The 14,359-nt window shown below is 65.2% G+C and carries 11 protein-coding genes and 1 pseudogene; 6 read left to right on the top strand and 6 right to left on the bottom strand.

Going from position 1 to position 14,359, the window contains the following annotated elements; all coding sequences use genetic code 11:
* Nucleotides 1-230: 230 nt before the first annotated feature.
* Nucleotides 231-545 carry a hypothetical protein gene (locus AC1DKD_RS34955; protein ID WP_441632210.1) on the top strand — a complete coding sequence of 105 codons (315 nt, stop codon included), beginning with the start codon at nucleotides 231-233 and terminating at the stop codon, nucleotides 543-545.
* Nucleotides 546-715: 170 nt separating this feature from the next.
* On the opposite strand, the gene AC1DKD_RS34960 is transcribed toward AC1DKD_RS34955, so the two are convergent.
* The 3 genes from AC1DKD_RS34960 to AC1DKD_RS34970 all read right to left on the bottom strand — a co-directional run bounded on the left by AC1DKD_RS34960 (nucleotide 716) and on the right by AC1DKD_RS34970 (nucleotide 4,166).
* Entirely contained in the window at nucleotides 716-1,276 is a 561-nt protein-coding gene (locus tag AC1DKD_RS34960; protein WP_477144300.1) for an NADPH-dependent FMN reductase, read from the bottom strand.
* A gap of 139 nt (nucleotides 1,277-1,415) precedes the next feature.
* The gene (locus tag AC1DKD_RS34965) at nucleotides 1,416-2,492 is read right to left on the bottom strand and encodes an enoyl-CoA hydratase/isomerase family protein (protein ID WP_477144301.1); all 1,077 of its coding nucleotides are present in this window, start codon (nucleotides 2,490-2,492) and stop codon (nucleotides 1,416-1,418) included.
* 111 nt (nucleotides 2,493-2,603) lie between these two features.
* Nucleotides 2,604-4,166, bottom strand: a complete 1,563-nt coding sequence (locus tag AC1DKD_RS34970; RefSeq protein WP_441632204.1) for a methyl-accepting chemotaxis protein — start codon at nucleotides 4,164-4,166, stop codon at nucleotides 2,604-2,606.
* A gap of 242 nt (nucleotides 4,167-4,408) precedes the next feature.
* On the opposite strand from AC1DKD_RS34970, the gene AC1DKD_RS34975 reads away from it, so the two are divergent.
* Complete coding sequence (locus tag AC1DKD_RS34975; protein WP_477144302.1) at nucleotides 4,409-5,314, top strand: sterol desaturase family protein; 906 nt, start codon at nucleotides 4,409-4,411, stop codon at nucleotides 5,312-5,314.
* 75 nt (nucleotides 5,315-5,389) lie between these two features.
* Here AC1DKD_RS34975 and typA read toward each other — a convergent pair whose 3' ends face one another.
* On the bottom strand, nucleotides 5,390-7,210 hold the full coding sequence (gene typA / locus AC1DKD_RS34980) for a translational GTPase TypA (RefSeq protein WP_477144303.1): 1,821 nt from the start codon (nucleotides 7,208-7,210) through the stop codon (nucleotides 5,390-5,392).
* A gap of 224 nt (nucleotides 7,211-7,434) precedes the next feature.
* On the opposite strand from typA, the gene AC1DKD_RS34985 reads away from it, so the two are divergent.
* From AC1DKD_RS34985 to AC1DKD_RS35000, 4 genes and pseudogenes are all read left to right on the top strand, one after another.
* Nucleotides 7,435-7,914: a MarR family winged helix-turn-helix transcriptional regulator gene (locus AC1DKD_RS34985; RefSeq protein ID WP_035867882.1), complete on the top strand. Its 480-nt coding sequence runs from the start codon at nucleotides 7,435-7,437 to the stop codon at nucleotides 7,912-7,914.
* A 100-nt stretch (nucleotides 7,915-8,014) separates the two neighbouring features.
* Nucleotides 8,015-9,520 (top strand): efflux transporter outer membrane subunit, encoded by a 1,506-nt coding sequence (locus AC1DKD_RS34990; protein WP_441632200.1) that lies wholly within the window; start codon nucleotides 8,015-8,017, stop codon nucleotides 9,518-9,520.
* A 73-nt stretch (nucleotides 9,521-9,593) separates the two neighbouring features.
* Nucleotides 9,594-10,771 (top strand): annotated as a pseudogene (locus tag AC1DKD_RS34995) (EmrA/EmrK family multidrug efflux transporter periplasmic adaptor subunit).
* Between the two features lie 2 nt (nucleotides 10,772-10,773).
* The gene (locus AC1DKD_RS35000) at nucleotides 10,774-12,378 is read left to right on the top strand and encodes a DHA2 family efflux MFS transporter permease subunit (protein WP_441632196.1); all 1,605 of its coding nucleotides are present in this window, start codon (nucleotides 10,774-10,776) and stop codon (nucleotides 12,376-12,378) included.
* A 108-nt stretch (nucleotides 12,379-12,486) separates the two neighbouring features.
* On the opposite strand, the gene AC1DKD_RS35005 is transcribed toward AC1DKD_RS35000, so the two are convergent.
* Both AC1DKD_RS35005 and truB read right to left on the bottom strand, forming a co-directional pair.
* On the bottom strand, nucleotides 12,487-12,867 hold the full coding sequence (locus AC1DKD_RS35005) for a GreA/GreB family elongation factor (protein ID WP_441632194.1): 381 nt from the start codon (nucleotides 12,865-12,867) through the stop codon (nucleotides 12,487-12,489).
* Between the two features lie 416 nt (nucleotides 12,868-13,283).
* Nucleotides 13,284-14,231 (bottom strand): tRNA pseudouridine(55) synthase TruB, encoded by a 948-nt coding sequence (gene truB / locus AC1DKD_RS35010; RefSeq protein ID WP_441632192.1) that lies wholly within the window; start codon nucleotides 14,229-14,231, stop codon nucleotides 13,284-13,286.
* Between the last annotated feature and the right edge of the window lie 128 nt (nucleotides 14,232-14,359).

Here is a 14,359-nt window from a genome sequence, read left to right on the forward strand (position 1 = left end):
ATGTCAACGTCAACCAGAACATCGCCCAGCTGCAAAGCATCAACGTGAACACGCTCAACAACGTCGGCGTGATCGGCTCCGGCTTCGGCCCGCTGAGCATCGACGTCAACCCGTCGCAATGGGCCGCCACCCACGCCAAGGTCTGAACGAAATGCGCCAGGCTCCGTGGAATCCCCTGCGGTTTCCACGGCCGTTGCGCATGCAAAGGCAGTGCCTCGGAGGTAAAACCCGTGGCCTATACTGATCTGGATGGGCTTGCCGCATCACCCGCACCCACCCGGCGAGCGCTGGACAACCCGGCCCTCGCCATCAAGCAGGAGGAAGTCATGGCCGTCATCGTCATCAAGGATTTGCCAGACAGCGTGGATCTCGACAAGGAAGCCATGGTGGCAATCACAGGCGGCGCGAGAGTTCGCGCCGGGCATGCATGGACGCCGCGCAAGGCAGGGGGAGGCATGCGCGTCATCAGCTATCCGGGGGGCTTTCCAGGCCAGCCGCTGGCAGGTACGCAGGAGCGGCCGGCCACGGACATCAAGCGCAAGTAAGCAGAATCAGAAGCGCAAGGCAGCGATATTCTGCCCTCCGCGCCCGCTGCCCTGTCGGCAGCGGGCGTCAGTGCTTTTTGGGGGGGGGGTTGACGTTGATTCCTGTTGCTTGACGTCAAAGACTTCAAAGTCAGGGGCCTGAAGTCAACGACGGTCCCCCTCTGCCAGTATCAGCGCGGTGCGTTGCGCTCGATCCAGGCTTCGAAGGTCGTCAGGTATTTGCCCAGGAAGCCGCGAGTGGATTCGTTGGCGATGCCGCCTTGTTCGTCGAACAGTTTATCGACACCGCTGATATAGGCTTCCGGCTGCTGCAGCACGGGGATATTGAGGAAGACGAGCGACTGGCGCAGGTGGTGATTGGCGCCGAAACCGCCGACGGCGCCCGGCGAYGCGCTGATCACACCGCCCGGCTTGCCGTCCCAGGCACTCTKSCCATAGGGGCGSGAGCCGACGTCGATGGCRTTCTTGAGTGCCGCCGGCACCGAGCGGTTGTATTCCGGCGTCACGAACAGCACGGCATCGGCACGGCGGATGCGATCACGAAAGACCACCCACGGCGCGGGCGGGCTGGCGTCTTCGTCCTGGTTGTACAGCGGGAGCTGCCCGATCTCGATGATCTCGAGCTTGATGCCTGCCGGCGCCATCGCGGCCAGCGCCAGCGCGAGCTTGCGGGTGAAGGAGTCCTTGCGCAGGCTGCCTACCAGTACGGCTACGTCACGGGGAGTACTCATCGCGATTCCTTTCTCGTTCACTGCACCATGGGTGGCAGGACACAACCGTCCCGGTCGGCACAGACAGCGTGCTGCGCGCAGCGGCAGGTCCAGACGACACTCTAATCCATTTGCGGGAAAGGAACCGCCCGGCACGTGCCTACAGCGACGCGAGGGGATGTCCGCCGTGCGCCCAGGGACTGTCGAAGARGGCGCGCACGCGTTCGCGGCTTACCTCATCCAGGCGCGCCGGCTGCCACTTGGGCGCATGGTCCTTGTCGACCGCCAGTGCACGAATGCCCTCGACGCCATCGCCTTGACGGAACACGTAGTACATCATGTCCAGCTCCATGCGCAGTTCGTCTTCCAGCGACATGGTGCGGGCGCGGCGGATTTGCTCCAGCGTGACATTCAGCATCAGCGGCGAGCGTGCGCGCAGCATGGCGGCTGTCTGCGCGGCCCAGTCGGAGCCGGCATCGCTGACGGCAGCCAGGATGTCGATCACCGAGGCAGCGGCGAACAGACGGTCGATATCATCCTGCAGCGCGGCCAACTGGCTTTCCCCCGGCGGGCAGGCTGCACGGTGCGCGGCGGTRGCCTCGTCGATGCATGCCAGCACGGCGTCGCCATTGGCGAAGTCGCGGGCACGCAGGGTGTCCACCAGCTCGGCCATCGCATTGCCCGGCAGGTAGGCATCGGCCAGGCCGGCATGCAGTGCGTCGGCGGCATGGATCATGGCGCCGGTCAGGCCCAGGTATTCGCCCAGGCGGCCTGGCGTGCGCGACAGGAACCAGCCGCCGCCCACGTCGGGAAACAGGCCGATATTGGTTTCGGGCATGGCCATCTTGGTCCGCTCGGTCACCAGCCGGCGGCGCGCACCTTGCGAGATGCCCATGCCGCCGCCCATCACCACGCCATCCATCAACGCGATATAGGGCTTGGCATACCGATGGATCAGGTGATTGAGCGCGTACTCCTCGACAAAGAACTGGTCGAGCGAAGGATCGCCGGCCTGCGCGGCCTTGTGGAAGAAGCGAATGTCGCCGCCGGCGCAAAAGGCCTTGCCGCCAGCGCCGGCGATGACCACCGCCACCACCTCGGGCGCCACCGCCCAGTCATTGAGCGCCGTGGTAATGGCGCGAATCATCTCCAGCGAAAGCGCGTTGAGCGCCTGGGGCCGGTTCAGCGTCAGGTAGCCGATACCGCCGCGAATCTCGCTTGCGACCAATTCAGTCATGTCTCTTTCTCCGCGAATGCAACCCGCAACTTTACACCAGCCGCGCCGCAGGCCGCACCCGCCGGCACATGGCGCGCGGCGTGCCGCTCAGCGCCGCCGCGCGCCATCCGCTCAGACCACCCGGAACGCCGACATCAGCCCTGTCAGGCGCTGCGCCTGGTCTTCCAGCGATGCCGCGGCGGCGGCTGCCTGCTCGACCAGCGCGGCGTTCTGCTGGGTCATGCCGTCCATCTGCGCCACCGCCTGGTTGACCTGCTCGATCCCGCGCGATTGCTCGTCGGAGGCCGAGCTGATGCCGCCCATGATGCCGCTCACGCGCCGCACCGCATTTACCATCTCCTGCATCACCTGCCCCGCCTGATCCACCATCTCGCCGCCGGCGCGCACCCGGGACACCGAATCGCCGATCAGCGTGCGGATCTCCTTGGAAGCGCCCGCGCAACGTTGCGAAAGATCGCGCACATCACCCGCCACCACCGCGAAGCCGCGCCCGTGCTCGCCGGCTCGCGCAGCCTCCACCGCCGCGTTGAGCGCGAGGATATTAGTCTGGAACGCAATTTTCTCAATCACGTCGATGATGTCCACGATCTTGTTGGCGCTGGCATCAATGGCTTGCATCGTGCTTGCCACCCGCGCCACAGCGTCGCTGCCGCGCTCCGCCAGGCCGGTGGCATCGCTGGCAAGGTCGTTGGCCTCGCGCGCGCTGTCGGCGTTCTGGCGTACCGTGCCCGTGAGCTGCTCCATGCTGGATGCGGTCTCTTCCAGCGACGCGGCTTGCTGCTCGGTGCGCTGCGAGAGATCGCTGTTGCCGCTGGCGATCTGCTTGCTGGCGGCGGCAATCGAGTCCGCGCCACCGCGCACATCGCTCACCATCGCGGCCAGGCTCGCCTGCATGCGGCCGAGCATGGCCAGCATCCGGCCTGTCTCGCTGCGCTCGCCCTCGGCGCTCAAACCCGCGCCATCGGACTTAGCGCCAAGATCGCCGGCCGCGATGCGTTCGAAGCGTGCGATGGCCGCATCGAGGGGACCCACGATGGAGCGGCGCAAGCGCCAGGCCACCACCGTGCTGAAGCACAGCCCGAGCGCCAGCACGCCAATCGAGAGCGAGCGCAACGTGGTGTAGCGCTCCTGCGAACCGTGATAGACCGCCTCCGCGCTGGCGACCTGTAGCCTGCCCAGCTCGGTGTTGACGGCGGTAAAAGCGATATCGAGCTTGGGAATGGTTTCCAGCACGGCACGCATCACGGCCTCGCGGTCCCCTTGATGCAGCGCTGCGATCATCGGTGAGACGCCTTGCGTGAACAACGCTTCACGCCTGGCGGCAACTTCCTCGGCGGCCTTGGCTTCCTCGGGCGAACGCGGCAGCGCCAGGTAAGCCTTCCAGGCGGCGTCCGACTGGCGCGCAAAGCCCTCTGCGGTAGCGGCACGCGCACGCGCATCGGCCGGGTCGGCGGCAAAGGTGGCCTGGTCCAGCAAGACGCGAACGAGCAACTGGTTCGAGCGTGCCTCTGCCAGATTCACGGCGGCGGCGAGCTGCTGCTGGTAGATCTGCCGGGTGGCGTCATTGCTGCACGACATGCCGAGCCAGCCTACGGCACCGACAACCAGCAACAACATATTGGTAACAACAGTCAAAATCCACAATCTAGTACCGATGGTGGTGTTGCGAAACATGAGGGCTCCCCGTTGGAATTAGCGCTGACGCGGCTCTGTTTTCAGCCGCCCTGCTATAACGGCGCCACGCTTGCCGGCTTGACCCCACGCGCATGGATATTCAGTCGTGCAAAATGATCAGGAATGCAAATGTGCGTCACAAGCATTACTGAGTGCATCGGCGTGCGCATTTGGCAACGCCACACGGGCGTATAGAGGGCCGCCTCCAGACAAAACACCCTGAATCGCGCAACATTGCCCGGATGAAACCGTCAACAATCGATCCCGGCCTGATCCTGCTGGCGTTCGCGCCGGCCTTCCTGCTGACCATCGGCGCGGAGGCGTGGTACTGGGCGCGGCGCGATCCCGCCGTCTACAGCTTGCGCGATACCGTTTCCAACGCGGCGCTGGCGCTGATGCATCAGGCGTCGGATGCCTTTTTCCTCTGGCTGATGGTGCGCACGGTCTACACCTGGAGCTACCAGCACGGGTTGAAGGCGATGCCGCAAACCCTGTGGTCGTTTCTTCTGCTGCTGCTATTGCAGGACTTTCTYTATTACTGGTTYCAYCGSGCCAGCCATCGGGTGCGCTGGMTGTGGGCSTCGCACGTSRCSCAYCAYTCMTCSGARGGCATGAATTTCTCGACGGCSTTCCGGCAGAGCCTGACYTATCCGCTTTCGGGAATGTGGCTCTTCTGGATTCCGCTGGCGCTGATCGGCTTCACGCCCGACTGGGTGATCCTGGCGGTGGGGCTGAACCTCGCATTCCAGTTCTTTGTGCATACGCGGCTGGGCGGCCGCTGGCACCGGCTTGAATGGCTGGTCAATACGCCCTCGGTCCACCGTGTGCACCATGCCAGGAACCCGCAGTACATCGACCGCAACTATGCGGGCGTGCTGACCGTGTGGGACCGGATGTTCGGATCCTTCGTGCCTGAGCAAGCGCCGCCCGAGTACGGCATAACCCGAGGCATTGCCAGCCATAACCCGCTCACCCTCACCTTCCACGAATGGCGCGACATGTTCGCCGACGCATGGCGCCACCGGGATCCGCGCCATCTCTGGAAGCCGCCGGAGTGGCGCAATCCGCGCGAAGCGGCCGCCAAGCTGGCGCCGCCCGGCGCGGCGTTTGGAGCGGATCGCAGCCAGAATGCCCGACAGCCCCGATAACCCCGAAAAACGGGCAACAAAAAACCGCGCACAAGGCGCGGTTTTTTGTTGGCAAGACTGCCCGAGGCGAAACGCTTACGCGGTTTCGCGCGAAGCACGCTTACGCTCGTGCTCCTTCAGGTGACGCTTGCGCAGGCGGATGCTCTTCGGCGTGATCTCGACCAGCTCGTCGTCGGCGATGAATTCCACCGCGTATTCCAGCGACATCTGGATCGGCGGCACCAGGCGCACGGCTTCGTCGGTACCCGAGGCGCGCACGTTGGTCAGCTGCTTGCCCTTGATCGGGTTCACGACCAGGTCATTGTCGCGGCTATGGATGCCGATGATCATGCCTTCGTACAGCGCATCGCCCGGCTTGACGAACATGCGGCCGCGGTCCTGCAGCTTCCACAGTGCGTAGGCCACGGCATCGCCGTCGTCCTGCGAGATCAGCACGCCGTTGTGGCGCTCACCCAGGCCGCCTTCGCGCACGGGCGCGTAGTCGTCGAAGATGTGGCTGATCAGGCCGGTGCCGCGCGTCAGCGTCAGGAACTCGCCCTGGAAGCCGATCAGGCCGCGTGCCGGAACGCGGTACTCGAGGCGGGTGCGGCCCTTGCCGTCCGATGCCATGTCGAGCAGTTCGCCCTTGCGGCGGCCCAGTTCTTCCATCACGCTGCCCTGGTGGCCGTCTTCGACGTCCACGGTCAGCAGTTCGTACGGCTCGTGCTTGACGCCGTCAATTTCCTTGAACACCACGCGCGGGCGCGACACGGCCAGCTCGTAGCCTTCGCGGCGCATGTTTTCCAGCAGGATGGTCAGGTGCAGTTCACCGCGGCCCGACACTTCGAAGATGGTGTCGTCGCCGGTTTCGGCCACGCGCAGCGCCACGTTCGACTTCAGTTCGCGGTCCAGGCGCTCGCGCAGCTGGCGGCTGGTCACGAACTTGCCTTCGCGGCCTGCCAGCGGCGAGGTGTTGACGCAGAAGTTCATGGTCAGSGTGGGCTCGTCCACCTTCAGCATCGGCAGSGCGTCCTGSGCGTCCGGYGCGCACACGGTRCARCCGATRCCCAGTTCTTCGATGCCGTTGATCAGCACGATGTCGCCGGCTTCGGCTTCCGCCACGATTTCGCGCTCCAGGCCCTGGAACTTCAGCACCTGGTTGATACGACCCTTGATGGGGTTGCCTTCGGGGCCGAACTTGACCACCACGTCTTGCAGCGAGCGAGCGCGGCCACGCGAAATGCGGCCCACGCCGATCTTGCCGACATAGCTGTTGTAATCGAGCGAGATGATCTGCAACTGCAGCGGGCCATCCGGGTTGTCGTCACGGACGGGCACCTTGGACAGCACCGTCTCGAACAGCGGCTTCATGTCGCCTTCGCGCACGTCGTCGGTCAGGCCGGCGTAGCCGTTCAGGCCCGAAGCGTAGATCACCGGGAAGTCGAGCTGTTCGTCGGTGGCGCCCAGCTTGTCGAACAGGTCGAAAGTCTGGTTGATCACCCATTCCGGACGCGCGCCCGGACGGTCGACCTTGTTGATGACCACGATCGGCTTCAGGCCCAGCGCCRGCGCCTTGCGCGTGACGAAACGGGTCTGCGGCATCGGGCCTTCAACGGCGTCGACCAGCAGCAGCACGCCGTCGACCATCGACAACACGCGCTCCACTTCACCGCCGAAGTCGGCGTGGCCAGGGGTGTCGACGATATTGATATGGGTGCCGTTGTATTCGACAGCGCAATTCTTCGCGAGGATGGTGATCCCGCGTTCCTTTTCAATGTCGTTCGAATCCATCACGCGCTCGACCACTTGCTGGTTGTCGCGGAAGGTGCCTGCCTGGCGCAGGAGTTGGTCGACCAGAGTGGTCTTGCCATGATCGACGTGAGCGATGATGGCGATATTGCGGATGGCGCGGGTCATTGCAGCGTCTCGCTTTGGGGGCTGAGCATCAAAAGATAACCCGAAATTATAGCATGTTGCGGCGCAAAACCCGAGGCCGACATTCGGACACTTCTTACCCACCCCGCTCGACTGGATTTGGATTATTGCGTCATTAGCAATAACAAATTGCCCTCCTTGCGATTAGCAAATCGTGAACATATAGTTGCCACGACAAACATTGCAGCGACAAGCACCCGAGCGAGATGTCCGAGCAGACCCAATCCACTCCCGATGACACCCACCCCTTCGACCCGGCCGAATATTGCATGGGCGAAAGCGTGGGCTACCTGATGGCGCGCGCCAAGAACGTGTTGTCGCACGAGGTGGAGCAGGAGGTGACCGGCCTGGACATCACGCATGCCCAGGCAACCTGCCTGATGATGCTGGCCGCTGGCCGTGGCAGCACGGTGACCGACCTGGGCCGGGAACTCAACACGGACATGGGTTCTGTCACGCGCCTGCTCAGCCGCATGGAGAAACGCGGCCTGATCGAGCGCCAGCGCAGCGATGCCGACCGGCGCGTGGTCGACCTGTCGATCACGCCCGCCGGCCGGATCCTGGTGGACGAGTTGCCCCGGATCTACTGCCGCGTGCTGAACCGGCATTTCAAGGGCTTTTCCGATACCGAGTTGCAGACCTTCCGCTCGATGCTGCACCGGATCATCAGCAACAACAGCGGCTAGCCGGCGTAACAGACGCGCCTTTGCCAAGCCTCCCGGCCGCCGCCGCCCCGACCTCTCGAATAAAAGAACAAACAACAAGGCTCTGTCGTTCCGCACCCAGATGAATCAAGCTCTCTTCTCTCTCGCCCTGTCGCCGCGCGCAAGCGCGGCGGGCCGCCGGGCCGGCACGCTGGCGCTGACGGCGCTCGCGGCCGCGGTTCTTGCGGGTTGCGCCGCGTTCGGCAATTCGCACAGCACGCAGACGGTCACCGCCCCTGGCGCTCTTGCCAGCGCCCAGTCCCTGCCCTCGCAGCACGGCCAATGGCCCTCGCTCGACTGGATCGACCAGTTCAAGGATGCGCAGTTGCGCGGCCTGGTCGACGAGGCGGTGAAGGACAGCCCTAACCTGCAAGCCGCTTTCGCCCGCGTGGAAGCCTCGCGCGCGATCGCCGACGCCACCCGCAGCGCCCTGTATCCACAGGTCGACCTCCAAGGCAGCCTGGTACGCCAGCGCTTTTCCGAGACAGACCTGTTTGAAGGCACGCCGCTGGCCGGTTCGTGGCAAAACCAGACACGCCTGCAAGCCGGCCTGTCGTACGACTTCGATTTCTGGGGCAAGAATCGCGCGGCGCTCGAAGCCGCGCTGTCCGACGATCGCGCCATTGAGGCCGAAAGCCAGGCCTCGCGCCTGATCCTGACCACATCCGTGGCCCGCACCTATGCGCGCCTTGCCGCCTTGTACGCGCAACGCGACGTGGCCGAGCGCGCTATCGCCCAGCGGCGCGGCCTGACCCAGTTGTCGAGCGAGCGTCTCAGCGCCGGGCTGGATACCCAGGTGGAAACCACCCAGGCACGCGGCACGGTGGCTTCGGCGCAAACCGACCTGCTGCGCGTGGACGAAGACATCACGCTGGCGCGCAACCAGCTCGCCGCCCTGTTGGGCAAGGGCCCGGACCGCGGCCTGGCGATCCAGCGCCCGACCATCCTGGCGCAAGACACACCGCAACTGCCGGACAACCTCACCATCGACTTGCTGGGCCGYCGCCCCGACCTGGTTGCAGCCCGCTGGCGCGTCGAGGCCAGTAGCAAGGATATCGAGGTGGCGCGCGCGGAATTCCTGCCCGCCGTCAGCCTGACCGCCTTCGCCGGCGTCGCCTCGCTGGACCCCGCCAACCTGCTGATGAGTATCAGCCGCACCTTCGGCATCGGCCCGGCCATCCGCCTGCCGATTTTCCAGGGTGGCAAGCTGCGCGCCAACCTGAAGGGCAAGTACGCGCAATACGACCTCGCCGCGGCAAACTACAACCAGACGCTGGTCGACGCGCTGCGCGAAACCGCCGATACGGTCGCCAGCATCCGCAGCGTGGACACGCAGATCACGGCCCAGCGCGAAGCACTGGCCCTGGCCGAGCGGGCTTACTCGCTGGCCACCATCCGCTACAAGGCCGGACTGGGCACGCAGCTCACCGTGCTCAATGCCGAAAGCAATGTGCTGCAGCAGCGCCGCCTTGCCACCGACCTGCAGGCGCGCCGCCTGGATCTGCAAGTGGGCCTGATGAAAGCGCTCGGCGGGGGCTACCAGGAACAAGCCGAAGGCACGCCAAAGCCGGCCGAGGCACGCGGCTAAGCCCGCCCTCGCAGCGCAGGCACAGACAACAAGAACAGACCAACGGTACCGACAGCATTCTTCAAAGACGATCATGAGCGATAACAAGCAAGCGGCCCAGACTCCCGCCTCCCAGGCGGCCCCCGTCAACAACAACGGCAAGCGCAAGCGCCTGCTGCTTTCCCTGACCGCCGCGGTAGTGGTGGCCGGCGTGGGCTACGGCGTTTACTGGGGGTGGGCGGCACCGTGATCTCGATCGCGGCCGACGACACGCAACTGGTCACTGCCGGTCAGCCCTTGATCCAGCTCGACCGCGCCGACTCGCAGGTCGCCCTGGAACAAGCCGAAGCGCAGCTGGCGCAAGCCGTGCGCGAGGTCCGCACCCTCTACGTCAACAACGGTTCGCTGGCAGCCAACGTGGCGATGCGCGAGGCCGATGTGGCCAAGGCGAAGGAAGATCTCAGGCGGCGCATGGCCATCGCCAACTCCGGCGCGGTGTCGGGTGAAGAAATTTCGCACGCCCAGACGGCGCTGACGGCAGCCCAGTCGGCGCTGTCGGCAACACGCGAGCAACTGGCGTCCAACAAGGTGCTGACCGACCAGACCACGGTGGAGAAGCATCCCAATGTGCAGCGTGCCGCGGCCAACCTGCGTGCCGCCTACCTCGCGTTCGCGCGCTCGACCCTGCCGGCGCCGGTGACGGGCTACGTGGCCAAGCGYTCGGTGCAGGTGGGCCAGCGCGTGGCACCGGGCRCGCCGCTGATGGCCGTGGTGCCGCTRGACCARGTGTGGRTSGAYGCCAACTTCAAGGAAGTGCAGATCACGCATATGCGTGTTGGCCAGCCGGTCACGCTGGAGGCCGACCTGTACGGATCCAAGGTGACTTACAACGGCAAGGTAGAGGGTTTCTCGGCCGGTACCGGCTCGGCCTTCTCGCTGCTGCCGGCGCAGAATGCCACCGGCAACTGGATCAAGGTGGTCCAGCGCCTGCCGGTGCGTATCGCGCTGGATCCGAAGCAGCTGAAGGACCACCCGCTGCGTGTCGGCCTGTCGATGAACGTGACCGTCGACGTGCGCAAGGAGGAAGGCGCTGCGATGTCCAGCACCACGGTCGCCCGGCCGATGCAGACCGACGTCTATGAAAAGGTCGCGCAGGACGCCGACGCGCTGATCGCCCGCATCATCTCGCTGAACAATGGCGGCCGCCATGCGGCCGAACCCATGGCAGCGCCGGTTGCAGCCCCCGCCTCGGCCAAGCCCGCCAACACCTGAACATGGCCACCTCCATCCCCGCGCGCGACGGCGCCGCTCCCGGCGCCCCCGCGCCGGCTGCGCGCCCTGCCGCGCCAGTACCGCTCTCGGGCGGCAAACTGATCATCGGCACCATCGCGCTGTCGCTGGCCACGTTCATGAACGTGCTCGACTCGTCCATCGCCAACGTGTCGATTCCGGCGATTTCGGGCGACCTCGGCGTGGCGCCCAACCAGGGCACCTGGGTCATCACCTCGTTCGCGGTGGCCAACGCGATCTCGGTGCCGCTCACAGGCTGGCTGACAACGCGCTTCGGGGCGGTACGGCTGTTCATCACCTCGATCCTGCTGTTCGTGCTCTCGTCGTGGCTGTGCGGCGTCGCGCCCAACCTGGAAGTCCTGCTGGCGGCGCGCGTGCTGCAAGGCGCCGTGGCCGGGCCCATGATCCCGCTGTCGCAATCGCTGCTGCTATCGAGCTATCCACCGCAGAAGAGCACCATGGCGCTGGCGCTATGGGGCATGACCACCCTGGTGGCGCCGATCATGGGGCCGCTGCTGGGCGGCTGGATCTCAGACAACATGACCTGGCCGTGGATCTTCTACATCAACATCCCGGTGGGCCTTGGCGCTGCCTATGCCACCTGGGCGATCTACCGCGATCGCGAAACGCCCGTCAAGATCCTGCCGATCGACCGGATCGGGCTGGCGCTGCTGGTGATCTGGGTGGGGTCGATGCAGCTCATGCTCGACAAGGGCAAGGAGCTGGACTGGTTCCACTCGACCTCGATCGTGGTGCTGACCGTGGTGGCCATTGTCGGATTTCTGTTCTTCCTCATCTGGGAGAGCTATGAAAAGCATCCGATCGTGGATATCACGCTGTTCAAGGGCCGCAATTTCAGCGCGGGCGTGGTCGCCATCTCGGTCGCGTACGGACTGTTCTTCGGCAACCTGGTGATCCTGCCGCTGTGGCTGCAAACCATCGTCGGCTATACCGCGACCAATGCCGGCATCGTGATGGCGCCGGTCGGGATCTTCGCTATCCTGCTGTCCCCGGTGATCGGGAAGAACCTGCCCAGGATGGATGCCCGCTGGGTCGCCACCGTGGCCTTCATCACCTTTGGCGTGGTCAGCCTCATGCGTTCGGGCTTCACCCTGCAGGTCGATACCCGCTCGCTGATGATCCCGACGCTGATCCAGGGTGCGGCGATGGCGATGTTCTTTATCCCGCTGACCTCGATCATCCTGTCCGGCCAGCCGCCGGAGAAGATCCCGTCGGCCTCGGGCGTCTCCAACTTCGTGCGGATCACCTTCGGCGCGATCGGCGCTTCGATCTCGACCACAATCTGGGAGAACCGCACGGCGATGCATCACGCGCAGCTGGTGGAACAGGTCAACCCTTACAACCCGGCATACGCCGACCAGTTGAATCACCTGACGCAGTTGGGCATGAGCCAGGCCCAGGCCATTGGTCAGATCGAGCGCAGCATTTCGCAGCAGGCGGCCATGCTCGGCGCCAACGACATCTTCTGGATCTCGGGCGTGCTGTTCTTCGTGCTGATTGTTTTCGTCTGGCTGACCAAGCCGAAAAAGGGAGGCGAACTTGACGCCTCCGCCGCCGGGGCGCACTAAGCCAAGCGAGTGCTTCGCGCCCCCGGGCCAGGCCGGTGCCCTCACAGGCATCGGCCTCCCCCCCAATCGCCAATCGCCGGCGTACCTGCTCGACCCTCCCCTACCGGTTCAAGCCGGCAGGATTTCCTGCACCACGAATTCGACTGACTGCGCACCATCGGCGACGGGCAGGCGAACATGCCATCCAGTTGGCGTCCCTAGCAACGCCATGCCGGCGGGCGACAGGACAGACAGCTGTCCGCGCCGGAAGTCCGCCACATCGGGGTAGACGATGCGCCAGACAAAGTGCTCGCGGTGCTGCGCCTCAATGCAGAGAAAAGGTGCATTCAGCGTGACCACCTCGCGCGGCCGGTTGGCGGAGGCGCCGACCACGGCACGTCCGATGACTTCGCGGATGGACTTGCGCTGGAGCGCCGCCGTCCGTTGATCGGCGGCGAGCGCATTCAGGCGTTCGATATCGCAGGGGGTGAGGAAAACTGTCTTTCGCATGCCGACTCCCGGTGTCAACGCGCGCGACGTGGTCGCGCGTGTGGCATTTGGCTTCTGGGGGGAGCGAGGTTCGGCCCGGTGCGCTGCGCTTCGACGCGCCTTGCAGGCGGATCAGGCAGCGTACCGGGCGGCAGCGAGCGAGGCGGCTGTTGCCGCGCGTAAGAGCAGGAAGAGGCGGTTCACGAAGGCTCTGCAGTCGTGCCGCGTGTGCCCGGACGCAGGATGCGCCGGGTTGCGCGACAGATATTTTATATTTAAACAAATATCCGCCACAAAGGAAAGGCATCGCGCCAACCCTGCGCGCTTTCGCCGCGGCTCTCGTGATGTGAAGCGGCCTTTTTGCGCGATGCAACACGTTGGTAGCACCAAAGTCAGGCCGATGCGCCATTCGGAGCAGGGTCGGGCGCCCGCCTCCCTTATAGCTTGACCAGCCGCTCGGGACGGAGCGCCCCTTCGCGCATGCGTGCCACGCCCAACAGGCGTTGCGGTGCATCGCCATAGACGCGGGCAAGCTCGTCCTCCGCCAGCGCGGTGCCGGCAGGCAGGTCGCGCTGCGCAATACGCTGCCCCTGCAGGAAGCGTCCCATCGCCGCCGCATCGAGCGTCACCGGAACGCAGCGCTGCAACAAGGCATCGACCGGAGCCAGCAACGCCGGGCGTTCGTCATCGCCGTGCTGTTCGATCTGTTCCAGCGTGACCGCGCCGGCCAGGCTCAGGTCGCCAACCGCGGTGCGGCGCAAGCCGGTCAGGTGCGCGCCACAGCCCAGCGCCTCGCCGATATCTTCGGCCAGGGTGCGGATATAGGTGCCCTTGCTGCAAGTCACGCGCATGCTGAAGGTGGGTGCCAGCGGCAAGCCGCACTCCAGCAGCGTGATTTCGCGAATGGTGACGCGGCGCGCCGCGCGCTCCACTGTCTGGCCCGCGCGCGCGTACTCGTACAACGGGCGCCCGTCTTTCTTCAGCGCGGAATGCATCGGCGGCACCTGCTCGATTTCTCCCGCAAAGCGCGTCATGGCTTCTCGCAGTGCCTCCATGTCACACGTCACCGGGCGTTCCACAATCGCCTCGCCTTCGGCATCGCCGGTGGCGGTCTTGATGCCCAGGCGCACGACCGCCTCGTAGGTCTTGTCGGCCTCAAGCAGGTCCTGCGAAAACTTGGTCGCCTCGCCGAAGCACAACGGCAACAGCCCGGTGGCAAGCGGGTCGAGCGTGCCGGTATGGCCGGCCTTGAGCGCGCGCAGCAGGCGCTTGGCACGCACCAGCGCATCGTTGGACGACAGGCCGAGCGGCTTGTCGAGCAGCAGTACACCATGCACCTCGCGGCGGGGCTGCCGGGGCGGGCGGTTGTTTTGGGGATCGGTCATGACGGGAGCAATGTGGCGCCGGCGGGATTCCGAGCCCGGCGCGACAAACGGAAACAAGACAAGCGGGAACAAGAAAACGGCCCGTAATCACGGGCCGTCTTTCAGTCTTCTTTTGCGCGAGTGGAGTT

The sequence above is a fragment of the Cupriavidus sp. 05T313 genome (genome assembly GCF_056396665.1).

Bases quoted from the DNA above. Each gene is read 5' to 3' on its own strand.
- AC1DKD_RS34970 (WP_441632204.1), bottom strand. From the start codon at position 4,166: ATGTTTCGCAACACCACCATCGGTACTAGATTGTGGATTTTGACTGTT.
- AC1DKD_RS34985 (WP_035867882.1), top strand. From the start codon at position 7,435: ATGTCCGAGCAGACCCAATCCACTCCCGATGACACCCACCCCTTCGAC.
- AC1DKD_RS35000 (WP_441632196.1), top strand. From the start codon at position 10,774: ATGGCCACCTCCATCCCCGCGCGCGACGGCGCCGCTCCCGGCGCCCCC.
- AC1DKD_RS35005 (WP_441632194.1), bottom strand. From the start codon at position 12,867: ATGCGAAAGACAGTTTTCCTCACCCCCTGCGATATCGAACGCCTGAAT.
- truB (WP_441632192.1), bottom strand. From the start codon at position 14,231: ATGACCGATCCCCAAAACAACCGCCCGCCCCGGCAGCCCCGCCGCGAG.